This is a genomic window from Rubritalea sp., assembly GCF_051252225.1.
Classification (GTDB): Bacteria; Verrucomicrobiota; Verrucomicrobiia; order Verrucomicrobiales; family Akkermansiaceae; genus Rubritalea.
Genome location: NZ_JBPOGE010000004.1, coordinates 170,986 through 196,376, shown reverse-complemented (window position 1 = coordinate 196,376; position 25,391 = coordinate 170,986). Strand labels below are relative to the sequence as shown.

Genomic DNA, 25,391 nt, shown 5'->3' with positions numbered 1-25,391 from the left:
TTATTTTTTAATTTGGTACTCGGGAGTGAAAGTGAGAAGATAGAGCGCATCGGAGAGCTTATTGAGTCTCTCTGATTCATCATTGGAGGAATCGTAGGGATCTCCGTATCCGTTAGTGATCGCATCGATGATCAGCTCGCGTGGGTTTTTGAGCCAATCATCAAGCCCATGGATGTTAGGGTCGTCATCATCAGAGGAGTCGTATGGGTAGCGTATTTTGAAGAGACCATTGGTCAGGCGTAAGTCGAGTGCATCAAGAAGCGCTTCATCAGCAAGTGACTCACTGCTGCGCCCGCGGGAGACTTTGCGGATCTGGCTGCGCGTGCCGTAAGCTGCACTCATGAGTGTCATGACATTGGCAGAGTTAGAAGCTAATGTTTCACGCACCATGAGACCCGCTTTCGTCCAAGCGTTCGTTTCGACTAGGCTGTCAATGCGAGCGATAATCTCACCATCACCATCGAGCCATTGGTAGGCAAAGTGGAATTCGTCATTGCTGCTCCAAATATCATTGCCGGAGGCTTGGATAGTCATTGCATCAATGGCTGTTATGCTGGTCGAACCTGTGGCTGATACGGAGCCGATGTCTCTGGATTCCCAGTCGCTCACGCCACCGCTGAGGCTGATATTGCTGAACTGAGCTGTGGTGAGTATTCCGTCGTCATGACTAGTGACTGCGAGCCCAATGTAGGCTTCAGAAGCCATGGGGAGTACTTGGGTCGAGATGGTTTCCCATGTTACGCCATCGCTCGAGTCGCTGGAGATGAAGGTGTCGCCAATACGTTGGAGTCGGAGCCAATAGGGAGCGGGGACGTTAGAGGTTCCTGTGGTCGATTCGGTGGTGCCGTCGGCAATGGTGGTGCGAGTATCAGCGGGTTCAGTTGCAGGATAGAACGCATCAGCTAATGCTTGTCTGGAGAGCTTTTGGGCATCATTGCTGACAGCTTCAGCAACGCCACCAAAAGCGGCGATTTGGTTCGCATCTGTGCCTCCTAATTCGTCGCCAAATGGTCCGTTCGTGGAGCGGATGATGTCCTCAAAGTAGTTGATGTTGCGAATGATGTCAGGCTCGTTTGCGAGTTGCATTTCTGGGGCGACCAGCTCGGTATTATTGATGACACCACTCGGTGAATAGTCGGGTAGGTAGTAGTTAAATACGGTGACTTGGCTGAAGGGGTCCATCTGTAGGCCCCGTGAGCCTGAAGTGATTGCGCTTTGAGGCATGAACCGGACATTGCGTGTATGGTTATCGAGCTGATTCGCTGCGTAGCCGAAGGTATCTAGATAGAGCTCCGGGTTACTGAAGTCGCCAGGCGCCTCATCGTATGGCGCTGCATTGGCTGGGTTAGTTAGAGGAGTGTGGGTATGTGCTTCTAGCGAGCGGAGTAGTTGGATGTAGCCCTCGAGTGGTGATTTTTTTAGACCGAAGGTGGTTTGGTTGATATCGAGTTGGCGCGCTTCGGGGTCGAGTAAAATAGCGCGGATAGTGAGGCCTAGATCGCCTTCGCTTTCTTTAAAGACTGATGCAACACGGTGCAGGTAGTCAGTTGAGGGATTTGAAGTAGTGAAACGCTGTATAAGACGGCGGGAGATGAACGCAGGTGTGCTGACGTGACTATTGGTCATGTCAAAATCAGGCTGGCCGTCATCGGGTTTTCCGGCGAGCCAGTCGATGGCTGCTTCGATGTCGGCAATGCCGCGTTGAGTGAGGTCTGCGATGGAGGTGTTGTCGATGGTCGTTCCAGCAAAGGATTTAGTTCCAGGGCTGTGATACTCGCCAAACATCTTCATCGGGTAGAGGTACGCGAGTCCTAACACTCCATAGGATCCTTGGGAGGCATCGAAATCTGCATTGTCTTCTGTGAATGGGACTCCGCCCCATGAGTCGTTGTATCCATTATGGCGGCTAAAACTTTGGCCAGTGAGGATTTTAGCAAACTCGCGGATGTCATCATTCGTGTAGCTTGCTTGTGGGAGGCCTTCTGAGCTGAGCTTAAGGCTACCATCTGGCCAAGTTTCAAAGAGCCCAATTGAGAAAAGCTGCATGTTTTCACGGGCGAGGTTTTCATCTGGGTAGGCGTCGTAGAATCCGTCACCATCGAAATCGATTGCTTTTTGGTTTTGCAGGCTTGAGAGCCATTTGCCCATCAATGGGCTCCAATTCACGTAGCCGAGGACATCACGGTAATGTTCAAAGGCGTATGTGTTGAGCATGTCTTGGTAGTTCGCACTCCCGTAGGGGGTGTCTCGTATCGAGGATAGCGAGTCACTGACGACGACGATTTGCTGCAGAGCATAGCCCATCTTTTGGCGTAGTTGATCGTGGGCATTGATCATGAGTTGCCAATGCGCCTGTCTGCGCTGAACGTAGTTTGGTTCAGCACGAAGGTCGTTCGTGTTCGCCAGATTAAAATCATCACGGTCGACTGGATAGACGTCATCGAGGTGCCAATATTCAGGGTTTGCGTTATCTCGGTTGATGCTCGGCCAGCTGGTTGGTTTAGCTGGAGTGGTCGACTCGCCATCAGTTGGGTTGAGCGTACTGTCGAAGAGGTTCGCCAAGGTCATGAATTGGTAATGTGAGGCGAGTGTGTATTCGAGCAGGTAGGTCTGGTCGGTGTCGGAAGTTTGTACATCGATCCAGTCGGCGAAGGCATCATTGCGGTGGTAGTCTGGGTCGCTCAAGCGTTCTTGCTCGATCACCTGAATGAGCGCATCAACTTCGGCGTCGGTTGCTCCGAATGTTGCTTGGTTGAGAAAGCGGCGCACTTCTACTTCAAGTAATTGGTCGGCCAGCTGCGGGTACACGGCTGAACCAGGCTGCGCTGCAGGTGTCGGATCAGCAGGTTCTTCGGCACTGCCACCCGATAGACCTAGGAATGACCAAATTTCGCCAGCTGGGTTATCGACGGTGTGGATGTTCAGGTAGAGAGGAGTTTCGCTATTTTGAGAGAAAAGCGAGTCGATGATGGTTTGTTTGGAAGCCGCTCCGCCAGCGGTGGGGACAGCTCCTGAAGACTCTCTAATGTCCCAAGGGTAGCTGGTGAGTGGGCCATTCAGTGGGTCACTCTCGGCATCACCTGGGGTTTCAGTAATTTCGTAGATGATCGGGCCCGGGTTCGGGCCGCTGGTTGACTTATGTAGGTGAGAGTCTTGTTGGGCAGATGTGAGCCCTGAGAATTCGTTCCAGATACGTAGTTCGGTGCGAGGGCCGTTGAGAGTAGCCGTGAGATATCCCGAGCCACTGGTGGTGATGACTGCTGCACCATCTTGGCTGAAAGTGCCAGTGAATATGGTGAGGTTGTCCGGGTTGTCTGGGAGGTCAAAGAGCTGAATAGAAGCTCCGTTGAGTGCTTCTGAGGTGGTGTAGCTGTCATCTGTGGCGGGCGCGACAGCAAGGTTGAGAGTCTCTGGGTATTCGTTGATAGCGTCATTGACGGCGACGACTGTCAGGACCTTTTGCATTTCACCGAAGGCGAAGCTCACGGAGTCAGTGATTGTGTTACCATCTTGGTCAATGAGTTGGTAATCCTCTAGTTCGACGACTTCGTCTCCCGCGCTGCCAATCAGGCTACAGCAGGTGCCGTCACACACGGTTTCGACACTACCAGTAGTTTCCAGCGGTGTGATGCAAAGTTGCACTGTTAGAGGAGTGAGCGAACCTGTGCGTGTGAGAATGACTTCACCATTGTCAGCTATCGTATTCGGGTGGTTGCTTTCAAAGGCAGCAACGTCACTAGCTTGGAGTGAGACTTCAGGTTGATCTTGGGAATTGTTAATCAGAGTGGTGAGTGTGTCACCATCGGGTGTGCCATTGGTCGTTTCAGCATCGAAGAAGAGCATGTTGTAGTTGGCTCCCAGAAGGATCTCTTCCCAATCGGGGATACCATCGCCGTCTTGATCTGATTCTTCGATAGCGAGTTTAAAGAAATGCGAGGATTCGGCATCTCCGAAGTCGAAATTGTTCGGAGTGAGGTAGCCTTTGCCAGTGATGAGGCCTCCAGTGAAGAGCCAGTCATCGAAGGCGATGTTTGGGGTGTTTGGGTAGGGGATTCGCAGAGTACTGAGAGCTTCCACCACGCCAGGGCCATCGCGGAAGGCTAGCCCAGTGGCTGAGCCAATAAGTTTTCCTTCTGGGGCGCTGACATAAATGTCAAAAGTGTCTGCCTGAGTTGTCTGGCTGCCAGTCGGAGTGTTGTAGCTGAATCCATCGCTTGAGAGTGTCGTTACGATTTCGATTCGGTAACTCTTATCGAATTCGATCTCGATCTCTGTGTCGTTGCCACCGGAGCCGCCCGCCCGCACGACAGCAATTGTCCCTGAGGAATTATCTTCAATGTCGATACGTGGGCCTTCTTGGCTATTGTTTGAGCCATTTTGGAAAAAGAGGTAGGTGTCTTGTTCACCCGCGCTCATGTTAAATAGCCAGGTGGCGTAGAGGTGGTCGTGGCCGCCTGGGCTGAAGTGGAGCCGTTCCTCGGAACTGGTTCCTAGATCGGCAGTGACGCGCTCGGCATTTCCACTCAGGCCTGAGATGTTGGTTTCGATACCTGCACTGTTTGCCCAGAGCTGTCCGGTCTGGCCGGCAGTATCGTAATCATGTTCTAAGAAAATGGAGTCGTCTCTGGTTTCACTGAGGAATGGCAGCTTCGCCAATGCGCTACGTTCGATCGCTTGAATACCCTCAATGCCGGGGCCACTCCATGCAAGTTGGACATGTTGGCCGGCAACGGCAGCCACATAGCGCAGGTCGAGAAAGTAAGGGGAGTCAGCGGTAAGGCTGAGTGCCGATGATTGCTGGCTGGGGTAGAGCCCCCATTGGTTGGGCTCAATGTCTGACTGGCTCTCCAGGATTTCGGCAATTTTGACAGGGACAGCGTCTTCAGCTGGCATATTGAAATACAGTTCAGCTGGACCGCCTGACGACAGGTAGATCGTGTAGTCGCCAGTTTGAGGTGGGGTGATAAAGGTAGTGAGGCGCCCACCGTAGCCACTTGCCTGAAATTGTGGGGCTGCTAGTGAAGTAGTGCTGATGCTTCCGTCTGGTGGACTAGGGAACTGAGCTTGAGAATAGAGGTCGTCGATAGCCGGGCCGGGTAGGTCGGCCCAAAAGTCGATACGGATGGGGCTAATGCTATAGGATATGCCGTCGGGGTTGATGAGTAGTGAGCGCTCATTGCCATCACCTAGCCAGCTATTGATTGAGTTGAATCCACTGAGGTTAGTGGAATGGGAAAGGGTGTAGACCTTTCCCTCAATGGTTTTGAATGCGAGTTCTACTTCATCGCTGTCTCGAGCAACAACGAGAGGCTTGATCTGAGGGTGGTCGCTATTGTCGAATGGGTCGGTACCCGCGATGCACTCGTCGATGTTTTTGAAACCATCGCCATCATCATCGTCGAGTAGCTCTAGAGTACTGGCATTGTAAAATTGTTCCCAAACATCACTGAGGCCATTGTCGTTGGTATCGACGGCTAGCGCATTGCAGAAGAGGAGTATAAAAGTGCTGGGCAGCAGCGCCGGGAGAAAAGCTGTGGAGGAATGCACCGCACATCTTTTGATGTGAGCGTTCATTCGGGATAACATAGCGTCAGCTAAGATGAGGCCAAGAATATTCTACCAGTGTGGCGAAATTCGTGCTGATTCATTCACTAGTCACTGGTGCTGTCTGGGCCCCTGAAGTACCATTTGAAGGTGCTTAGCTGGCCATCGAAAACTGTTTCAGCTGAAAATACAGAGCTCTATTTAGCGGTGAGAGTGCTGAATTAGGTGGAGGCTTGTGCTTTATTTAGGAAGGCTTGGATGTAGTCCACATTGGCGTCCTCTTGTCTGACGCCGAGGTGGATTTGTTTGTGCACGCCTTTCTTGCCGAGTTTCACCGGGAAGATCGCGTAGCGCTCGGCGTATTCGTTGACGAGCCAACGCGGGAGGGAAGTCACGCCGCGTCCGCAGGCAACCATTTGAATCATGATCTCGGTGGTTTCGATGATTTTCTGGTATTTGACGGTTCTGCCGACAGGGGTGAGGAAGTTGGAAAAAATGTCTAAGCGGTCTGAGCAGACAGGGTAGGTGAAGAGAGTTTCTTCGCTCAGTTCTTCCGGTTCCACAAATTTATGGTTTTTCAGTGGGTGGTTTTCACTGACCACGAGGACTTGTTCGTAATCGAATACCGGGATGAAGGTGAGTTCAGGTTTCCTCACCGGGTCCGGCGTGACGATGATATCAATCTCATGGGTGAGCAGAGCTTCGATCCCGGCGAACTGGAATTTCTGAATGACATCGAGGTCGACCGATGGCCAATCCTGTAGGTAGGTGTTGGTCATTTTCTGCAGCCATTGGTAGCAGGGGTGGCATTCCATCCCGATTTTTAAGACTCCGCGCTCGCCTTTACTGAACTGGATGAGCTGGTTTTCGGTGCGCACAAATTGTGGGATGAGGCGGCGCGCTGTATTGAGCAAGTGCTGGCCAGCCTGAGTCGGTACGAGCTGTCGGCCTTTTCTCTGCCAGAGTTTTACGCCCAATTGGTCCTCGAGTTTCGACATGCTGTGGCTGAGCGCAGACTGCGTGAGGTGCAGCGATTCTGCGGCCGCAGTCATGCTTCCTTCTTGCTGCACAGCGAGAATGATTTCGAGATGGATTCGTTCTAAATAGTTCATCGGCTCTTTGGTTTAATCCATGAGCATTGCTCATCGATTGATGATTAATGACCATTTTTGTTCATAGATCAACTCTGATACGGTCCCAATCATGCAAACGAAACAGATCGCAGCGCCAGTAAGTGAATCCCAATCACCAGTGAGTGCGGGCTTCACCTATTCTATCAAGAGCATTCGCTTTGATGAAAATTACCAACCGTCCGACAGCACCCGAGTCACGACCAACTTCGCCAACTTGGCGCGCGGTGAGAGCCGTCAGGAGAATTTACGGAATACTCTGCGGATGGTGGATCGCCGTTTCAACGCACTGGCGCATTGGGATAACCCGAAAGGTGACCGCTACGCAGTCGAGCTCGAGATCATCTCTGTGGATGTTGATGTCGAAGGCAAGGGCGAGACTTTTCCCTCGATTGAGATACTGAAGACCAAGATCCACGATCGTAAAAAGAACCAGCTGATCGAAGGCATTGTCGGGAACAACTTTTCTTCCTACGTGCGCGACTATGATTTCAGTGTGTTGCTGCGGGAGTACAATGAGAGCCAAGTGAAATTCAGTATCCCTGATGGCTTTGGCGATCTACACGGTAAACTCTTCCAAGATTTTCTCGAGTCGGAGACCTACCGTGAGGCTTTTAGCAAGCCACCAGTCATCTGCTTGAGCGTCTCTGATAACAAAATCTATCAGCGTACCGAAAACCAACACCCAGTGCTTGGGGTGGAATATCAGGCCAATGAATCTTCATTGACCGAGCAGTACTTTAGAAAAATGGGCTTCGAGGTGCGCTACTTCATGCCGCCTAACAGTGTGGCGCCCTTGGCCTTTTACCACTTTGGGGATTTGCTCAGTGACTATACTAACCTCGAGTTGATCGGGACGATTAGTACGATGGAGACCTTTCAGAAGATCTATCGACCTGAGATCTACAATGCCAATTCTGTGGCTGGAAACCTGTACCAACCGAACTTGAAGCACAGCGACCATTCTCTGACACAAATCGTTTACGACCGTGAAGAACGCAGTCAGTTAGCGATCAAGCAGGGAGTCTTTGCGGCAGAGAATTTCATCAAACCCTACCAGTCGATCCTGCAGCAATGGGCTGAGAAGCAGGCAGTGTAAGCAACCGACACCACCAAGATACTACTATGAACCAATTATTACCTACATCCAGTGCGGGGAGTTTACCGAAGCCATCATGGCTGGCTGAACCTGAAAAGCTTTGGTCGCCGTGGAAGCTGAGCGAGCAAGAGCTTATCGATGGCAAGAACGATGCGCTGCGCATCTCTCTGCAGGAACAAAGAAATGCAGGCGTTGACATTGTCGGCGACGGTGAACAGACGCGCCAGCACTTCGTGACTACCTTTATCGAGCACCTTGATGGTGTGGACTTTGAAAAGCGTGAGACGGTAAAAATTAGAGATCGCTATGAGGCGAGCGTGCCGACCGTGGTGGGGCCTGTTAGTCGTCCGCGTTCGGTGTTTGTGGAGGATGCAAAATTCCTCCGCGCGCAGACTGACCAGCAGATCAAGTGGGCCCTGCCGGGACCGATGACCATGGTCGACACGCTGCATGATGCGCACTACCAGAGCCGTGAGAAACTGGCGTGGGAGTTTGCAAAAATCCTCAACCAAGAAGCGAAAGAGTTAGAGGCAGCAGGCGTAGATATTATCCAATTTGATGAGCCCGCGTTTAATGTCTTTTTCGAAGAAGTGAATGCCTGGGGGATTGCTTGCTTAGAGCGTGCGATCGAAGGGCTGCAATGTGAAACAGCGGTGCATATTTGTTATGGATACGGCATCAAGGCGAATACCGACTGGAAGAAGACGCTCGGCTCAGAGTGGCGCCAATACGAGGAGGTGTTTCCAAAATTGCAGCAATCTAACATCGATATCATTTCTTTAGAATGCCAGAACTCGCACGTGCCGATTGAGCTGATCGAGCTGATCCGTGGCAAGAAAGTCATGGTGGGAGCCATCGATGTGGCGAGCGATACGGTCGAGACTCCGGAAGAAGTCGCGGCCACTCTGCGAGAGGCGTTGAAGTATGTGGATGCCGATAAACTCTATCCATGCACCAACTGTGGGATGGCTCCGCTGTCGCGTGAGCTTGCCCGAGGGAAGCTCAATGCCCTCAGTGCAGGTGCTGAGATTGTGCGGAAAGAACTTGTCGCCGAACAAGTGTTATAAATCCTGATCTCCAACCATGAGAAATTGCCTAAGTGGGGAGAGCGACTGCCGTAGCTGGGGGGCTATGGCAGTCGCACATCAACTAGAAAACACCAATGGAGAGTATTGAATTTATCACAAGCCACCTTTTTACCATTCTGGGACTGGCTGCCACGGGTGTTTTTGCCGGTGTGCTGGCTGGCCTGCTGGGGGTTGGCGGCGGCATTGTCATTGTACCCGTGTTGTTCTTCCTTTTTCAAAGCTTTGGGGTGTCTGCCGAGTCGTCGATGTTGGTGGCGACTGCGACCTCGCTGGCGACGATCGTGCCGACCTCGATCAGCTCGATTCGCTCGCACCGCCGCAAGGGGAATGTCGACTTCGGCTTGTTGAAGCGCTGGGCGGGATGGGTGTTTGCTGGCGTGTTAGTCGGCAGCTGGTTAGTGACTCGGGTGGATGGCAGATGGCTGACGGTTTTGTTCGGCGTGATCGCAACCTTGTCGGCGCTGAATATGTTGTTTCGCACGGGTAAGTCTGCCTTGTTTGACCAATTGCCGGGGAGGCTCGGCCAGGCGGTGATGGGAAGCTCGGTGGGTTTCTTTAGCTCGATGGTCGGAATTGGTGGGGGAACGATTTCGGTGCCCTTGCTCACTCTCTATGCGTATCCAGCACATCGGGCCGTTGGCACCGCGGCCGCGATCGGCTTGATTATCTCCTTGCCGGCAGCGCTGACGATGTTGGTGTTCGGTTCTACTCCCGCAGACGCGCCCGCTGGTACTTATGGTCTAGTCAATGTCCTCGGCTTCCTCTGCATCATGCCGCTCACCGTGCTCTGCGCGCCACTAGGAGTAGCCATAGGACACAAGTTAGATGCAGTGAAGCTGAAGCGCGTCTTCGCCGTGGTGTTGCTGATCACAGGTTTGCGGATGCTGATGCAGGTTTTTCTCTAACTAGTAGCTGTGGAAGGTCTTGCAGGTTCGAAGTTGAAGGAACTCTATGATCAGATGTTCCGCCTTCACATATTGCAGTGCCTTGGTGAGCTGAAAGAGCAGCGTAAGAAAATTAAGGAAGCCGATCTCATTCCAAGGAAAGAAGGTGGAGGACGATAGTAAATTGAAATATTGGCAGGGGGCAAGCCTCAGATAAACCCACAAGAGGGGACTCAGAAGTGTGTAGATTGTTGCCGACTCCATGTTTCTCCAAGATAAAGGAGTATGCAATTATTATATTGAGGCATAGGTTTACGGAGGCTCGGAAAGGATTTTAGCAGACTTTAGGTGAATAACATAATACCGACATGCTTCTGAATTGACATCTGATAGGTGGCGAGTCAGTTCTTTTGATCAGAATCGTGTTGTTTTTATGGATATTTTAACTTTTGAAGAAGCTTTAAATAAATCAAGCTCATACACTAAGCGTCACTTGCTTCTAGGAAATGGTTTTAGCATAGCTTGTAGACATGACATTTTCACATATACAAAATTATATGAACAGGCCGAACAGGCTGGATTTTCAGACTCGGTTAGGAGTGCTTTTGCAGCTTTGGATACGACTGATTTTGAAAAAGTGATTAAAGCTCTTAATGATTCAGCAAAGTTGGTTAAAGCTTATGAGGAGTGTGAGAATTCAGATGCTGTAAGTACTCTCATGGAGGGTGACGCAGCCGAGATTAAGGAGGTTTTGGTTAAAACTATAGCAGCTAGTCACCCTTCGAAACCTACTGATATTTCTGAACTAGAGTACCAAAGTTGTCAGGAATTTCTGGATAATTTTACTAATATCTACACTCTTAATTATGATCTGCTCTTATATTGGACTAAAATGAATTATGGAGACCCCAATCAAATTACTTCTGATGATGGGTTTCGGACCTCACAAACTGATATAGCCACTGGGATTACATCAGAATATGTCGTGTGGGAGTCTGGTAGTTCGCGCTCTCAGAATTTATTCTTTCTTCATGGAGCCTTACATATTTTTGATGCGGGGGTAGAAGTCCAAAAATACACTTGGAATAGAACGGATATTTGCTTGATAGATCAAACTAGGCAGGCTTTGCAGGAGAATCGGTTTCCTATATTTGTTGCTGAGGGCACATCTGATGAAAAACTTGAGAAGATAAGGCATAATGACTTTTTGGCCAAGGCATACCGGAGTTTCGAGAGTATAGGATTATGTTTATTTATCTATGGGCATTCATTAGCAGATAATGACGAGCATTTTTTACGATTAATTGAACGTGGTAAAGTGAAGCACGTTTTTGTCGGTTTGTATGGTGATGAGAATGAACCTTGGAACAAAACAATAATTGAACGAGCAAGGAAACTAGTTGAGAACCGCACTAAAAATAAATTGGATCTAAGTTTTTATGATTCAGAGTCGGCTCAAGTCTGGGATCGCTATAATGACCTATAGTATTAAGTTCCCACATGAGGAATGAGAACTACTAGTCGAAGGTTGTTGAACGAGCTATAACAAATATATGAAAGATTCACTAATCAGAGTTCTAGATGAACACATCTCTACCGCGACTGCGAGTAGAGATTTAAAATCAGGAATAGAGCACTTCTCATAACTGAGGCCAAGTTCTTACATACTTGTAGTTTATTTTTTTGAGAACATGTGACCAAAACATGATTCAAAATCCACTTTCTGGTCGGGGTCGTGACCGTGTTTTGATAAATAAATTCGGATGTTGCTATTAATAGCCGTAATCCACTCTTTTTTATCAGGTTCCAGTGACTGGTAAATACCGGGGGTGAGCATGTAGAAACTGTACATTTGAGAAACGAAATTCATGATCTCTGGGTTATCTTTGATAATCAACTCTAGAACATTAAGGTTAACACCTATTTCATTCTTACCGTTTTTAGGTCCTACATGGTAGCACAACCAATAAAGCATATCTTCAATTTCCTCAATGAAGGCAAAAAAGTACTTAAATGGGTCTTTAATGTGATCCTTAAAAAGCGGAGTAAGTGTGTCGTCGTTAGCTTTCGCGTATTGAAAAGAAAAATCTAGCATTTGCTCATAACCAACGTTTTCCCCTAAATTATCGGCAACAAATTCAGCAGCGCCTTTTTTCGCTAATTTTTTTAGGATATTCATGCTGTCGAGTTCTGGGAGTAAATCTATTTTGTTACCTCTAATTACTGAAAACTCTTGATTTATATCAGAGTAGGGGAAATCAACTGTTAGGTCAGGAGTGAAAGATTCAGCTACGTCATCTTCTTCTTGTGATTCGATGAAAACTCCTTTCTGGAGATAGGGCCTATTGAAAAATGGCGGAACTAATTTCAGGTGAAACTTATTTGGGTTATCCGCTGCTCCATCTAAGCGTACGACAAAAACTCTTGAATTTTTGGAGCCCTTGGAAGTCTTCCGTTGAGTAGCGAAAAATACGGCAGTACTAGGGTCAGCCGTAAAATCAAGTAGAGGTGTAGCGCTTCCATAGTGTTGACATACCGCAGAGTATGCTTCCCTAGGTAAGGTTATTGAAAAATTTAGATTATTATTTCGCCCTCCTAGCATTGTTAAATCCATATGCAAATTTGCTAGAAGCTCATTGAGAATAATATATTCTAAGGTCCCCATGAATCTCTCAAATGTTTTTTTTGGGTGTCGGTCTATTGTCGGAGTTAACCTCCATGACGAGTCGGAGTGACCTCGAAATAAGAAGTGAGTAGTCTTTGAACTGATAGAAGTGTTTTGTAATAGGCTAAGAAAGAAAGATGCATGCCATGGAGATGGCAGGTGCACATGATTTTCTTTCCAGATCTCATTATTTAGATCTAACTGCTGAGTGAGTTGTTTTGTGAGTTGCTCAAATCTCTCCGGATAGCTTGAAGAAAAAACTGGGCCATACTCCCAATTTTTCAAAGAGCACCACTCTTCATAAATTTCCCTATAGTCTCTGATGCTAAGCTTGTTAGTTGTCATTAGATTGAATTAGTTCTTTGAGTACTTAATCGTTAGGAGTCATTACTGGAAAGTGCAAAATAGTAGCGTTAGTCAAACTATTAACTCGCTGCGGTTTTAGGTCTTGTTAGCTCACTAGTTGATTGACCTCTTTAGGCGCGATGTACTTACCTAATTATGTATCGGCAATAGCTGGTGTGGGGTGTGAGAACCTCAACTAGGCGGACAAGTAACATGACTTTCTTGAGTATGAGCAAAAAAAATTAGCTGGGATGGCTCCTACGCGTGTTAAGTTAGAGCAGCAAGTCCGTTCGGTTACTGATCATGTCCGAGATTTTTGTGCTGAGCTTACAGCTATGAGTCGATCTAAAGCTTATTTTATAATAGTGAGGTGGGGTTGCAGGAAGCAGGGGAGTCGTTCTGATGGCGGGAGACTGAGGAGTGCTTTTTATTGAAGAGAGGCTTGGTTCCCACTTTTTCGATTCCAAGAAGAGCGATAGTATCTTGTGATTATACAGGGTGAGTTTTTGCCTAGAGTAGTCTAAATAAATTACCTTTGGGGTGATAGTATCACATGATACTATCATTCTGTGAATTCACCGTTTGTCATTACGTCAAAAATACTTTCACAGGTAAGTTAGATTAAGTGTCACATTGGGCGTGTTGAAGGCGTAAACGCTCTTCTATATGTAGATGCAAGAAAGTTGATCTTGGCCTCCAGCCAAGTATGGCTCTTCTATCAGAACCTAGGCATGCGGCTTTGCCTAGGCTGGTATGAGTCTCACCCTTGATGAGCATCGATGAGCATATCGAAGTTTTTAAGAAAATTGGTGTGCTTAATGAAAAAGGGGAAGAGAACTCTGACTATGTCGGTCTGAGGGAATTGATCGCCAAATAAGCCATTCATTCTCTCTCACGGGATGTCCATAGAGAGTCGCCTCGGCTGATTCGTCTTGTGCCACGTATGTGTGTTTCACCTATGTACGAATAGAAGGCTAGTTCCCCGTAAAGAAACTAGCCTCGTTAGTTTCCTACATCGTTTGAGGTAGGTGATGACGACGAAGCTGGCGCCTTCTGGGTCTTTGAGGTAGGCGATGCGGCCGACCTCTGGGCAGTCGAAGGCTTCCATGAGGACTTCACCACCGGCTTCGGTGCAGGCGCGGACGGCGGCATCGACATCGTCGACAGTGACGTAGACGCTCCACTGGATGGGGGATTTCTCGCAGGTCATGGCTCCTGCTACTTTTTCCCCTTCTTTGTTAGTGAAGCAGGTGTAGGTGCCTGAGCCATCGGGCATGGGGTTTTGCTCGGATGTCCAGCCGAAGACTTTGCTGTAGAAGTCGGCAGCGGCTTGTGGGTTGTTGGTATTGAGCTCAGCCCATGAGAGGGCTCCGTGTTGGTTTCTGATGTCTTTGTTCATAATAGATTCCGCTTTTCGAGGCGGGCGAATCAGACTTCAACACAGAGCTGTGACACCCCTATGTCAGTAGGGGTGAAAAAATGTTAGGAAAATGCGTTAGGGCGCGTGGTGGGTAGCCAGTTCCTGCGCCCGCTGGACGAGGATGGCCTGCAGCGATGGCGAGTCGATCACCCGGACAGAGGTGCCAAAGGAGAGCAACCAGTTGGCTAACCATTCGAGTTCGCCAGTGGTGAGTTCGACGGTGACGGTGTCAGCCTGTTCACTGAGCTTGCGGATGCCGAAGCTCCACTCGCGCTCCGCACGGTCGAGCGCCCAGCGGGAGAATGCGACTTGGACGGATTGTTTCGGTTCATTGGCGATCCACGACTGGATGCAGTCGCTGATGCTTTGGTGGTCGCGGTACTCGTAGCCTTGCTCAGTGAGGGTGTAGCCAGTGACGCGGTCGAGGCGGAAGTCTCTGAAGTCATTGCGCATTTTACACCAGGAGAGGAGGTGCCAGCGGTTTTGGTAGTGGACGAGCTCGAGCTTTTCGAGGGACTCGAGCTGTTGCTGCGGGAGGACGGCTTGGATTTTTAGCACGGCACTTTGCATGGAGGCGACGACGGAGGGGTCGGTGATGCCCTGAACCAGCACGCTGGCTGTGGCGATAGCCATGGCTTCTTGCTGAGAAAACATGACCGGGGGCAGGTGGTAGCCCTGCATCAGGCTGTAGCCACGCCCGGCTTCGGCAATGACTGGCACACCCGCTTCGCCGAGCGCGGTGACATCGCGGTAGATGGTGCGGACGCTGACTTCAAAATACTGGGCAATGGCTTCCGCCGTGATCTGCCTTTTGCTCTGCAGGAGGAGAATGATGGCCACTAGGCGGTCGACTCGGTTCATGGTAACAAGGGGCGCATGGTGGTGGGAGAGCCTGTACTCCATCGCTGGAGGCTTTGAAAATCTACTGGAGTGTTCATGAGGCTGGGCGCAGCATGTTAGATAGAATGGCGCCGATGAAAAGTCTGATTGATGGGGGATTTCTGCGCGCCAATGAGATCGATTTGCTGGTTCTAATAGGTTGGATAGTACTATATAATCTGTAGTCCAAATTGTACTGGATAGCTTTCGGTTAGTTGGTAGAAGGTTGTTAGATGAATATTCCGCTCATAACTGATAACGTGTACAAGTTTTATGCGATTTTTGGATTAACTCTTGTGTCTGTATCGGTGCTAGGTGCGGTGCAATATCACAATTCTACCAATGAGCTGGTGCATAACTTAGCAAAAAGCCATGACCGTCTCGTTAAGAATATAGGAGACGATGCTTCTAATTTAGCTGAATATGGCGTTGTTCTCGCAAGAATTAATGTAATCAAAAGTGATAGGAAACTGGCTAACTATTTTCTTGGAGGAGTCATTGGAATAGGCGGGCTGCTATCTAGCTACGGTTTCAAAAAATGGCAAAGCGAAGTACAGGTGGTGGATGATGAGTTAAAAAGACTTCAAGTGAAACAGCTAAAACAGTTAGTTGGCGAGGGTGATGGAGAATGAAGCTTGGGGTGATAGTATCACATGATGCTATCATTCTGTGAATCCACTGTTTGTCATTACGTCAAAAATACTTTCACAGGTAAGTTAGATTGAGCGTCACATTGGGCGTGTAGAAACCGTAGACGCTCTTCTGGATGTAGATGGCAGAAAGTTGAGCTTGGCCTCCAGCCAAGTATGTCTCTTCTATCAGAACCTAGGCATGCGGCTTCGTCTTTGCCTAGGCTGGTATGAGTCTCACCCTTGGTGAGCATTGAGGAGCGTATCGAGGTTTTTAAGGAAATTGGTGTGCTCAATGAGAAAGGTGAAGAAAACCCTGATTATGTCGGCCTAAGGGAATTGATTGCCAAGTAAGCCCCTCATGTTCTCTCATGGGATGTACATAGAGAGTCGCCTCGGCTGATTCTTTTTGTGTTACGTATGTGTTGTGTTTTACCTATGTACGAATAGAGGCTAGATCCCCGAGAGAAACTAGCCTCAGTAGTTTGCTACATCGGTTTGAGGTAGGTGATGACGACGAAGCTGGCGCCTTCTGGGTCTTTGAGGTAGGCGATGCTGCCTACTTCTGGGCAGTCGAAGGCTAGCATGAGTACTTCACCACCGGCTTCGGTGCAGGCGCGGACGGCTGCATCTACATCGTCGACAGTGACGTAGACGCTCCACTCGATGGGGGATTTCTCGCAGGTCATGGCTCCTGCGCCCGCTGGATGAGGATGGCCTGCAGCGGTGGCGAGTCGATCACCCGGACAGAGGTGCCAAAGGAGAGCAGCCAGTTGGCTAACCATTCGAGTTCGGCTGTGGTGAGTTCGGCTGTGACGGTGTCGGTCTGTTCACTGAGCTTACGGATGCCGAAGCTCCACTTGCGCTCCGCACGGTCGAGCGCCCAGCGGGAAAATGCGACTTGGACGCATTGTTTCGGCTCATTGGCGATCCACGACTGGATTGATGGTAACAATAGGCTGGTCACTATCCTGTTGAATCTGCGTTATTCCTCAGTCACGGTGCTAGCACCGCTCCTTCGTCACGCCTTGATTGACTAGGAAATTACTCCTGCATTAGTCTCTGTTGAATCGCAGAGTGGTATTATCTCGTGATAGATTTTCAGCTCATTGAAGAGGGCCTCGAGTTTATGATCAAGTAGTCGAAAGGTGACTCTTTTGACAGAGGTGTTCAAGTAGGGGGAATAAAAAATGGTAGAGTGTTACCACTCTACCATTTGATGAATAAAACTTTATGTACTGAGAGCAATTAAGCGTTGCGACGGCGTCTAGCTGCAAGAGCTAGTGAGCCGAGGCCAAGTAATGCTGTTGATGATGGCTCAGGTACAGCAGTGTAGTTTGCCTCAGGTACACCGATACCGAAAACGAAGGTGTCTACGTCGTCAAGTGTGCCTTCGTAAGTAACTGATTGCTGCCCTTCAAAGACGATCGTCCAGTCGTGGTTTACGCTGCTAGATGCGGCAGTGGTTTCTGGAGTAGTAGAAAATAGACCAGTGACTGAGTCGTAGACAGGTGCAGCAACTCCAGCAGTGGCGTCAAATACTTCGCCGCCAGTGTTGATGTAGCCGCCAGTGTTATCGATGAATCCTTGGCCGTGTGGGCCAACAGCGAAGGCAGTCCCAAAATCGTTTGGTGATGCTGTGCCAAAATCTGTCACAGTGTAGCTGAAAGCTATTGTAGTAGCTTGTTCTTCGCCAGTTCCGCCAGCTGTGCCATCGACGATGAATTGTAATCCTTGCCCATCAGTAATGCTGCTGAAGTTGACAATGCTCGGTGTTTGGACGAAAACGAGGTCACTAGTTGCTGTGAAATCCGTAACACTCAATGTCCAGAAACCTTCTGCTAGAGTGTCGCTATCTGACCATCCGCCAGTATAATCAGTCGAGAGTTGCGGGCCTGAGGCATCGTATCCATCAACGATATCGCCAATAACGATTGCTGGTGAAGTAGGGGCATCAAATGTTAATTGAATCGCTTGTGCTGAGGTGGCAACTCCAGCAAAGGTCAATAGTGTGAGTATCTTTTTCATGGTTAGAGGGGTGTGAATGTCTATTCGTTGTGCTTGTGCTCTAGCGAGCTGCAGCGCTTTATTATGACTTTGTTGATTTGGCAACTATTTAATGTTTAAGCAGCTAGTATGCCAGATCTGTAGTCTATATCAAATTGGGAACTGCGGAGGAGGGATTCAACGAATGTGGCTCTAAACACAAACAAGCCGCTGAAATGAATCAGCGGCTTGTTTTGTAAAATGGTAGGCCTACCAGGGCTCGAACCTGGAATGACGGAATCAAAATCCGGAGTGTTACCATTACACCATAGGCCTATCTGTTTGGTTGCTGTCTTGCGACTGCGGGCGAATGATTACGCTCACTGGGGTGGAGATGCAACAAAAAACTGCAGAGGAATGTGAATTTTTTTTGTGTAGGGAAGAGAGAGCTACTTGGGCTGTGGATTGTGGAAGTAGCTCTGTGTTTATAAGGTGTTCACGCTGTGGGTTTTCTTAATTAGCTAGAGGGTGAGTAGGTGATTCTCTCCATTTTCAGGTGAAATTCATTCAAAAAAACAGCCGAGCGGGGAAATTGTCCCGCTCGGCTGAAAAAAAGTAGAATTTGCTTACTCTGTACTTAGAGGGCGCGTCTTGCTTGTACCGCTTTTGAGAGCTGGTCAATGACGTCTTCTGTGGACTGCCAGCCGATGCATTGGTCGGTGACGGACTGGCCGTAGACGAGCTTGCTTAGGTCGTCGCCAAGTTTTTGTGCACCTTCGATGAGGTTCGACTCAATCATGAGTGATGCGACAGCCTTTGATCCGCTGCTGATTTGCTCACAGAGGTCAGCAACTACTGCTGGTTGGTTGCGGTAGTCTTTTTTCGAGTTACCGTGTGAGGCATCGACCATGAGCTGTTCAGGAAGACCGCGCTCGGTGAGGCGCTTAGCGCAGGCATCGACGTGCTCTTTCTCGAAGTTAGGGCCATCTGATGAGCCACGGAGAATGATGTGACCGGCATTGTTACCGGTGGTGGTGACGATGGCTGATACGCCCTGTTTAGTAACAGAGAGGAAATGGTGTGAGCCTTGGGCTGCTTGAATGGCGTCGAGAGCAATCTGGATGGTGCCGCGTGTGCCATTTTTAAATCCGATAGGCATAGAGAGGCCTGAGGCGAGCTCACGGTGGACTTGAGATTCAGTGGTGCGTGCACCAATAGCGCCCCAGGAAATGAGGTCTGCTACATACTGAGGTGAAATAGCGTCGAGGAACTCGGTAGCTGCAGGCATGCCCATGGTGTTGAGCTCGAGCAGGAGCTCACGTGCGATGCGGAGGCCGCGGTTGATGTCAAACGAGCCATCGAGGTGCGGGTCATTAATAAGACCTTTCCAGCCAACGGTGGTACGTGGCTTTTCAAAATAGACACGCATGATGATGCAGAGGTCGTCTTTGTATTGCTCAGCAAGTTCTTTCAGGCGCTCTGCGTATTCGATGGCAGCACTAGTGTCGTGGATAGAACAAGGGCCAACGACTAATAGGATGCGGTCGTCATTGCCGAGGAGGATGTCTTCAGCTTCCTGACGTGCTTTTGTTACAGTCTGTGCAGCAGCGTCAGTGATAGGGAGGTAGTAGGATAGCACCGCCGGTGAAATAAGTGGTGAAATGGCTTTGATGCGTAAGTCGTCAGTTTCTGAATGGTTCACGGCTTGAAACTCTGGTCTGATCCGCTGAGGATTCAAGTATTAGTTTGTGGCAGAGTAGGAAATGTGGATTGACCTAGAATGGAGTGGCGCGTAGAGATTTGTGTAATGTCACTTTTTTCTGAGCTCGATGTGATCCACGACCAATGTGCTAGGAGCGGAGCGGAAAATATGGCTGTGGATCAGGTCTTGTTTGAGCGATTGGGGTGCAGGCCATTGATTCGATTTTATGAGTGGAATGAGCCTACTGTGAGTTTTGGGTATTTTGACAAATTAAGTGATGTTGAGAATATATTTTTCGGTGGTGATGACTTAAAGTATGTGAGGCGCTGGACTGGCGGTGGGATAGTGGACCACCGTTTGGATCAAACCTACACACTGTTCATTCCTAAGGGGCATGAAGTGGAACAGCTGCGCGGAGGTGCGAGTTATTCTGCTGTTCATCGGGTACTCGCTGAATCGCTTAGGTTAACAGGAGTAGGGTGTATGCTCCTCGATAAGGATTCGGAGCAGATTTCTAGAGCTTGTTTTGAGCGGCCCGTAGCCTTTGATGTTTTAGGTCAGTCTGGTGAAAAAATAGCTGGGGCGGGCCAGAAGCGTACGCGGAATGGGCTATTGCACCAAGGGAGTGTCCTTGGGGTGGAGGATGTGGAAGTTTGGCAGGAGTGCTTTCTAGATGTTTTGGCTTGCTGTAGACAAGAAAAAGACATCGCCGCAGATCTGCTAGACGATGTCTATAAATTAGTCGCTGAGCGCTATGGCTCAGATGACTGGCTACTTAAACGGCCTTAGTTTGAGCCGAAGGGATCGATGGTTCCCTTGAACGGGTCAAAAGGTTCATCCGCTGATTCCAGCTTTGGGGTAGCAGGTAGTTCTGGAGTAGCTGGCAGTTCTGGAACTTCTGGTTGAGTTGGAACTTCTGGTTGAGTTGGAAGTGCTGGCTGAGTCGGAAGTGCTGGCTGAGTCGGAAGTGCTGGTTGAGTTGGAAGTACTGGCTGAGTTGGAACTACTGGCTGAGTTGGAACTGCTGGCTGAGTTGGAACTGCTGGCTGAGTTGGAACTACTGGCTGAGTTGGAACTGCTGGTTGAGTTGGAACTGCTGGCTGAGTTGGAACTGCTGGCTGAGTTGGAACTGCTGGCTGAGTTGGAACTGCTGGCTGAGTTGGAACTGCTGGTTGAGTTGGAACTACTGGCTGAGTTGGAACTACTGGCTGAGTTGATTCCGACTGAGCTTCTGTCGATTGCTCATAAGTTTCAGCAGGCTTTGGTGTTGCTTCCTCAGGTTTTGAGCTGGTGAAAGAATTGATTCCATAACCTGCAGCGAGTGCGATGATGGCAACAGCAGCTATGAGAACGATGTTAGAGCTTTTCTTCTCGTCACTCTCTTCTTCGTGATATTCGACTTCCTCATAAAATTTTTCATCTCTTGAGGGGGCTGCTATAGGTTCGTTTGGCAGAGTCGGTGCTGGGACAGCTGGAAGTTGCACTGATTGGTGGCTTTCAAATTCCTCACTTTCTAGTTCAGTAAGTTCTTCTTCCGAGAGTGAGTATTGCATTTCTACGTCCCCGCCAATTTTGAGGATTTCACCATCAAAGAGGTCGATGATTTTATAACGTGTATCATCGAGTTTGATTCCGTTGGTGGAGCCTAGATCTTCGAGGATGAAGCCGCCTTCGACTCGCTTCATCACACAGTGATTAGTGGAAGCTGAGCCAGCCTCAATAATGATATTGTTCTCAGCGCCACGTCCGAAGGTGGTTTCTGAGCGATCTAACTTAATTCGATAAGGTAGGGGAGATTTCCCCGGTTCCGTAATAATGATTCTAGGCATAGCGGTTATTAGCAGGTGTTAGATTAGCGTTCGGTCACTGGTAGTACAGGTAATAATAGGGCCTTGGGGCCTTCGATTACGAGGATGTGAGTAGTGCTAAGTTATAATACGATGAATGGTGGCGGTAGTTACAGTTTTTTTGATTTCTTTTCTTTTTAAGAAGAGCTCGGAAATTTAAAGCCGGCAGGAGGTTCTCTGGAGTGCAAAAAAAGAGCCGCGACAATTAAGTCGTGGCTCTAAAATTAGAGATAAAGTGAAGAGTAGGCTTAGATCCCTTGGAGGGTTCCGCCTTTATTTTTGAACTGGTCCTCGATATTTAGGGTGTCTAGTACAGAGCGGTGGAGAGTGCTAAGAGGAGCGCCTGCGCCTTCAATGTGCCTATTTGTTTTGATTCTCCCACCGGCATTACCGCCTAGAATGATACCTAGGTCACCTCGAGAGTGGTTCTGACCATTACCGATGCTAGACCCCATCATCACAACAGAGTTTTCTAGGACGCTGTTACTGCCTTCCTTCATAGAGTGTAGACGCTCAAGAAAATAGGTGTATTGAGATACATAGAAGGTGTTAATTAGCGCCTGTTGTTGCATCTTATCTGGATTATTACCATGATGTGAAATGGAGTGGTGCTCACCTTCTACTCCATCGAGGAAGGACATGTTCCTACGGCAGACACCATGACCTAACATGAGTGTGGAAGCGCGAGTAGAGTTACTCCAGAAGGCTAGAGCCATGATATCCATCATCATCTCAGTGTATTCAGGAAATGGAATTTTAGGAATGACTGAAAGCTCATCTCTCCCTGAACTACGCTTGATTTTTTTTCCAGTATTTTGGATATCAGCAAAGATCTCTTCTGTGATTTTTAATCCTTTAGGCTGGGTTTTGCGGAGGATTCTATTTTCGACGTCCCTGACGGTAGTTAGGTACTCGTCGAGTTTCTGCTGATCATCTCTTCCTAGTCGCTTTTGTAACTGCTTAGCATCATCAAGCACTGAATCGATAACACTTTTGGTAGGAGTAAATCCTTTCTTGCGGGATGTGGAAGGTTTTGAGGTGAGTCTAGCGTCTTCAAAAAGACGCATGAATGCTCTCATTGGATTAACCTCTTGAGGCACTGGTGTCGTAGCGTTTCGCCAAGAAATACAATTACCATAAACCCATGGTAGACCACTCGGTGAGATGCCGCGTCTAGGAGTATGCATAGCAAGCTCGAGAGTAGGTAGTGCAGTACTGTCTTTCTCTGCATAACCAATAACTTGATCAATGCTTGCGTTGCCTGTATTTACTTCAGCTGCGCTGGTGGCCTTACCTGGTCTATTTCCAGTAAGGAATCCAGAAGTACTGCCTGCATGTCCGCCCATTTCATTTCTAAGTCCAGTGATGACGTTCACATGTTCAGCGAAGCTGCCAAGTGGCTGAAGGATGGGAGGGAGGTTATCTAAGCTGGATCCAGTTGGGGTAAACTGAGCGTTATTGAGGCCGTTTGGCATCATGATAGCCGCGTATCGAATAGGTTGACCTTCTGGGCCAACGGCAAGCGACTTTATCGGCGTCGTCGCTCCCATAGCTTCTAAAAAGGGAAGTGCCATCGTAGCTCCGGCACCGCGAAGCACATGGCGTCTGGACATTCTCATGGGTTTGATATAGTTCATATTAGTTTAGTGCGGTTGTTTTGGGTTTATAGTCGTCACTACGGCGATATCTGAATGGATAGCTTTTTACTATTTCGATGAAGGCTGTGTGGATGTTCGCATCGTCTGCGATCACTTTGTCGGTAATCTGTTTTACTATTGGGCGATCATAGGGAGTGAGATCTCTACCCAGAGCATATGATAGCATCTTTTCAATCATGTTCCTCGCAAATCTCTCTTTTTCTCTGAGTAGAACCTGTTTAAGGTCAGTAGCTGATGTGAATTTTGTGCCGTCAGGTAGCTGCCCACCAATATCGATTGGAGCTCCATTGTGCTGTGTTCTGAAGCGGCCAATGGCGTCAAATGACTCTAAACCAAAGCCGATAGGGTCAATCTCAGCATGGCAGCTTCTACAGTTCGGGTCATCTCGGTGTTGATCTAGAGCTTCTCTAAAAGTGGTTCCTTCAACTACTCGATCGTCTTCCGGAAGCTGAGGGATGTTCATAGGTGGTTCTGGTAGATTTTCACCTAAGATATCTTTGAGCACAAAGGCGCCTCGTATTGATGGACTAGTTCTAAGAGGGAGTGAGGTTGCTGTTAGGACGCTGCCCATGCCTAGAACCCCGCCACGACTTTTATCGGTCAATGTGACGCGTCGGAGCTCGGGGCCTTCCACGCCTGGGATTCTATAGAACTTAGCCAATGTTTCGTTGAGGTAGGCGTAGTCACTGTCAAGAAATTCATAGGCGCTACCATTGTCCTTAATCAGCTGATTGAAGAACATCATAGATTCCTGATAAAGTAGGATTCTGAGTTTGAAGGTGAATTCTGGGAATTTATTGATGTCTGGGTTGGCATCCGATCTCAGTCTTTCCCAGCCGAACCATTGGCCACCCATGTGCATTCCGAGAGCTTTAGCTTTCTCGTCAAGTAGCATACGCTTTACTTGTGCTTCTAGTACTGCCTCGTCCTTAAGTTGCCCTTTTGAGGCTAGCTTAAAGAGTTCACGATCTGGCATAGAGGACCATATGAAGTAGGAGAGCTTGCTTGCGAGTTCGAAGTCGTCAATAGCGTAGGGAGCTTCTTCAACTTCCGTGAGGCTGGAGCGGTATAGGAAGTTAGGCGAGATGAGCATTGAGAAGAGAGGCATCTTCATTGCTATATCGAAGCGTTTAGATTTTGGGTATTCCTCCTTAAATAGATTCATGAGTCTGGCTAGTTCCTCATCATTAGCTGGTTTACGGTAGATGAAAGTGGACCAATAGCGCAGGACCTTTTCAGCTGCTTGCAGTATAGGTAATTGAGGGCTAGGTGATGCGATAAGATAACGTGAGCGAGTTTCAGGCTTCGCATAGATTGCATCCACAATAATGCTGGCGGACTTAAAGTAGTTTTCTACTAGAAGTGGAGGAAGGAAAAGTGCGTCTGCGTTGTTATCAAAACCACCCTCACCACCACCATCTTCAGGGAAGTTATCTGCTGGGCGAATATTTAAATCAAATAAGTCACGAATAGTGTAGTTGTATTCGTTTTTGTTGAGACGGTGGATAGTTGTTTTTCCTGGGTCTGCGCCCATTTTTCCAGCATCCCACTTAGTAGCGAGTGTGCTAGACCATTTATGTAATCTGTCGACTTCATCTTTGGTGAGCTGATCTTCGTGATCTGGGGGAGGCATTTGCTCCATCGCGATGACTTTAGAAACGGTTTCCCAAAGGTCAGGGTAGCGAGATGCTTTATCTTCTGTGAGGTAGAGTTCGAAGTTGATATCTCCTTCTTGACTGGATTCATCATGGCACTCCATGCACTTACGTTCGAGGATAGGGATGATGCCACCTTCGTAGGTAGTTTTCTTTAATTCGAACTCGGCAGCTTCTTTTAGAAGGAGGTAGTTGCTTTCTAAAATTGGTAGGAATTCCTCTGCGTCAGTTGGTCGAGAAATTCCAATTTCAATGCCTTCTGGGAGAGTGACAAGCTCTGGTAGAGTGTTCCATTTGACTTGGTATTCTTTCACTTGATCATAGAAATCTGGCGTAGTGGTTCTAAGCACGAGCTCGGGAAATGTCTCAGAGATTTCAGCCTGCATTTTATCTATGATCATCAATGCTTGAGATGGATTCGTGGCTGCTTGGAATGAATCGGTGCTAGGGGAGAGCAGATCGACTACCTTAATTTCTTGAGTGAGTGATTCTAGCCACGCTGGAGCTTCACCAGCAATGAAGACGAGTGGTCTTGTGCGATTGATGACATCGATGACTTTTTCAGTGGGGACCCACTCTGACGGGTTTTCCCCATCCGGAATGAGTTCAAAAACAGGGATCTTCCTGTCGTCTACGAGTTCGTCAACTAGTGCATCCATTGCGAAGTTCGTAACGACAATGGAGCCAGGGTCTAATTCAGGTGGAGCTTCTACCTCAGCTTGCTTTGAGTTATCAGAGCAAGACGATAAAAGGATGATGCCTATAATGGGCAATGAGTGGATTGCAGTTTTCCAGTGGATATTCATATGTAAGACAGCCGTAGAATATATCGAGGGGAATCAGGAGATTACATATAATGT

At 48.6% G+C, this 25,391-nt stretch carries 20 protein-coding genes and 1 tRNA gene; 8 read left to right on the top strand and 13 right to left on the bottom strand.

From position 1 onward, the window contains the following. Both ACSHX2_RS06160 and ACSHX2_RS06155 read right to left on the bottom strand, forming a co-directional pair. A complete protein-coding gene (locus ACSHX2_RS06160; protein ID WP_435691619.1) occupies positions 1-5,547 on the bottom strand; it encodes a DUF1800 family protein in 5,547 nt (1,848 codons plus the stop codon). A gap of 218 nt (positions 5,548-5,765) precedes the next feature. Further along, on the bottom strand, positions 5,766-6,656 hold the full coding sequence (locus tag ACSHX2_RS06155; RefSeq protein ID WP_435691617.1) for a LysR family transcriptional regulator: 891 nt from the start codon (positions 6,654-6,656) through the stop codon (positions 5,766-5,768). Between the two features lie 91 nt (positions 6,657-6,747). Here ACSHX2_RS06155 and ACSHX2_RS06150 point away from each other — a divergent pair, with 91 nt between their 5' ends. The 5 genes from ACSHX2_RS06150 (at position 6,748) to ACSHX2_RS06130 (ending at position 11,231) form a co-directional block, all read left to right on the top strand. Continuing rightward, positions 6,748-7,773 (top strand): DUF1852 domain-containing protein, encoded by a 1,026-nt coding sequence (locus ACSHX2_RS06150; RefSeq protein ID WP_435691616.1) that lies wholly within the window; start codon positions 6,748-6,750, stop codon positions 7,771-7,773. 26 nt (positions 7,774-7,799) lie between these two features. After that, complete coding sequence (locus ACSHX2_RS06145) at positions 7,800-8,840, top strand: methionine synthase (protein ID WP_435691614.1); 1,041 nt, start codon at positions 7,800-7,802, stop codon at positions 8,838-8,840. 95 nt (positions 8,841-8,935) lie between these two features. Beyond that, the gene (locus tag ACSHX2_RS06140) at positions 8,936-9,766 is read left to right on the top strand and encodes a sulfite exporter TauE/SafE family protein (protein ID WP_435691612.1); all 831 of its coding nucleotides are present in this window, start codon (positions 8,936-8,938) and stop codon (positions 9,764-9,766) included. A 9-nt stretch (positions 9,767-9,775) separates the two neighbouring features. Then, complete coding sequence (locus ACSHX2_RS06135; protein WP_435691610.1) at positions 9,776-9,925, top strand: hypothetical protein; 150 nt, start codon at positions 9,776-9,778, stop codon at positions 9,923-9,925. A 253-nt stretch (positions 9,926-10,178) separates the two neighbouring features. Next, positions 10,179-11,231: a DUF4917 family protein gene (locus tag ACSHX2_RS06130; protein WP_435691608.1), complete on the top strand. Its 1,053-nt coding sequence runs from the start codon at positions 10,179-10,181 to the stop codon at positions 11,229-11,231. 189 nt (positions 11,232-11,420) lie between these two features. Here the strand turns inward: ACSHX2_RS06130 and ACSHX2_RS06125 are convergent, their stop codons facing one another. The 3 genes from ACSHX2_RS06125 to ACSHX2_RS06115 form a co-directional block, all read right to left on the bottom strand. After that, the gene (locus tag ACSHX2_RS06125) at positions 11,421-12,755 is read right to left on the bottom strand and encodes an FRG domain-containing protein (RefSeq protein ID WP_435691606.1); all 1,335 of its coding nucleotides are present in this window, start codon (positions 12,753-12,755) and stop codon (positions 11,421-11,423) included. A 952-nt stretch (positions 12,756-13,707) separates the two neighbouring features. Beyond that, on the bottom strand, positions 13,708-14,154 hold the full coding sequence (locus ACSHX2_RS06120) for a VOC family protein (protein WP_435691604.1): 447 nt from the start codon (positions 14,152-14,154) through the stop codon (positions 13,708-13,710). 96 nt (positions 14,155-14,250) lie between these two features. Next, positions 14,251-15,036 carry a helix-turn-helix transcriptional regulator gene (locus ACSHX2_RS06115; protein WP_435691602.1) on the bottom strand — a complete coding sequence of 262 codons (786 nt, stop codon included), beginning with the start codon at positions 15,034-15,036 and terminating at the stop codon, positions 14,251-14,253. 251 nt (positions 15,037-15,287) lie between these two features. Here ACSHX2_RS06115 and ACSHX2_RS06110 point away from each other — a divergent pair, with 251 nt between their 5' ends. Continuing rightward, positions 15,288-15,686, top strand: a complete 399-nt coding sequence (locus tag ACSHX2_RS06110) for a hypothetical protein (protein ID WP_435691600.1) — start codon at positions 15,288-15,290, stop codon at positions 15,684-15,686. Positions 15,687-16,171: 485 nt separating this feature from the next. Here ACSHX2_RS06110 and ACSHX2_RS06105 read toward each other — a convergent pair whose 3' ends face one another. Then, positions 16,172-16,468 carry a VOC family protein gene (locus ACSHX2_RS06105; protein WP_435691731.1) on the bottom strand — a complete coding sequence of 99 codons (297 nt, stop codon included), beginning with the start codon at positions 16,466-16,468 and terminating at the stop codon, positions 16,172-16,174. After that, positions 16,369-16,614, bottom strand: coding sequence for a WYL domain-containing protein (locus ACSHX2_RS06100; RefSeq protein ID WP_435691725.1), 246 nt, complete (start codon positions 16,612-16,614; stop codon positions 16,369-16,371). Before ACSHX2_RS06100 ends, ACSHX2_RS06105 begins: the two co-directional genes overlap by 100 nt. On the opposite strand from ACSHX2_RS06100, the gene ACSHX2_RS06095 reads away from it, so the two are divergent. Continuing rightward, positions 16,529-16,723, top strand: a complete 195-nt coding sequence (locus ACSHX2_RS06095) for a hypothetical protein (protein ID WP_435691729.1) — start codon at positions 16,529-16,531, stop codon at positions 16,721-16,723. The two genes, ACSHX2_RS06100 and ACSHX2_RS06095, sit on opposite strands and share 86 nt — an antisense overlap. A gap of 208 nt (positions 16,724-16,931) precedes the next feature. Here the strand turns inward: ACSHX2_RS06095 and ACSHX2_RS06090 are convergent, their stop codons facing one another. From ACSHX2_RS06090 to ACSHX2_RS06080, 3 genes are all read right to left on the bottom strand, one after another. After that, positions 16,932-17,711: a PEP-CTERM sorting domain-containing protein gene (locus ACSHX2_RS06090; RefSeq protein WP_435691598.1), complete on the bottom strand. Its 780-nt coding sequence runs from the start codon at positions 17,709-17,711 to the stop codon at positions 16,932-16,934. A 220-nt stretch (positions 17,712-17,931) separates the two neighbouring features. Continuing rightward, positions 17,932-18,005, bottom strand: a tRNA-Gln gene (locus ACSHX2_RS06085). 301 nt (positions 18,006-18,306) lie between these two features. Beyond that, positions 18,307-19,371 (bottom strand): 3-deoxy-7-phosphoheptulonate synthase, encoded by a 1,065-nt coding sequence (locus ACSHX2_RS06080; protein ID WP_435691596.1) that lies wholly within the window; start codon positions 19,369-19,371, stop codon positions 18,307-18,309. 105 nt (positions 19,372-19,476) lie between these two features. Here ACSHX2_RS06080 and ACSHX2_RS06075 point away from each other — a divergent pair, with 105 nt between their 5' ends. Further along, entirely contained in the window at positions 19,477-20,160 is a 684-nt protein-coding gene (locus tag ACSHX2_RS06075) for a lipoyl protein ligase domain-containing protein (protein WP_435691595.1), read from the top strand. On the opposite strand, the gene ACSHX2_RS06070 is transcribed toward ACSHX2_RS06075, so the two are convergent. From ACSHX2_RS06070 to ACSHX2_RS06060, 3 genes are all read right to left on the bottom strand, one after another. Beyond that, positions 20,157-21,200, bottom strand: a complete 1,044-nt coding sequence (locus ACSHX2_RS06070; RefSeq protein ID WP_435691593.1) for an FHA domain-containing protein — start codon at positions 21,198-21,200, stop codon at positions 20,157-20,159. The two genes, ACSHX2_RS06075 and ACSHX2_RS06070, sit on opposite strands and share 4 nt — an antisense overlap. Positions 21,201-21,466: 266 nt before the next feature. Further along, positions 21,467-22,831 (bottom strand): DUF1552 domain-containing protein, encoded by a 1,365-nt coding sequence (locus ACSHX2_RS06065; RefSeq protein ID WP_435691591.1) that lies wholly within the window; start codon positions 22,829-22,831, stop codon positions 21,467-21,469. A gap of 25 nt (positions 22,832-22,856) precedes the next feature. After that, positions 22,857-25,337: a DUF1592 domain-containing protein gene (locus tag ACSHX2_RS06060; RefSeq protein ID WP_435691589.1), complete on the bottom strand. Its 2,481-nt coding sequence runs from the start codon at positions 25,335-25,337 to the stop codon at positions 22,857-22,859. Between the last annotated feature and the right edge of the window lie 54 nt (positions 25,338-25,391).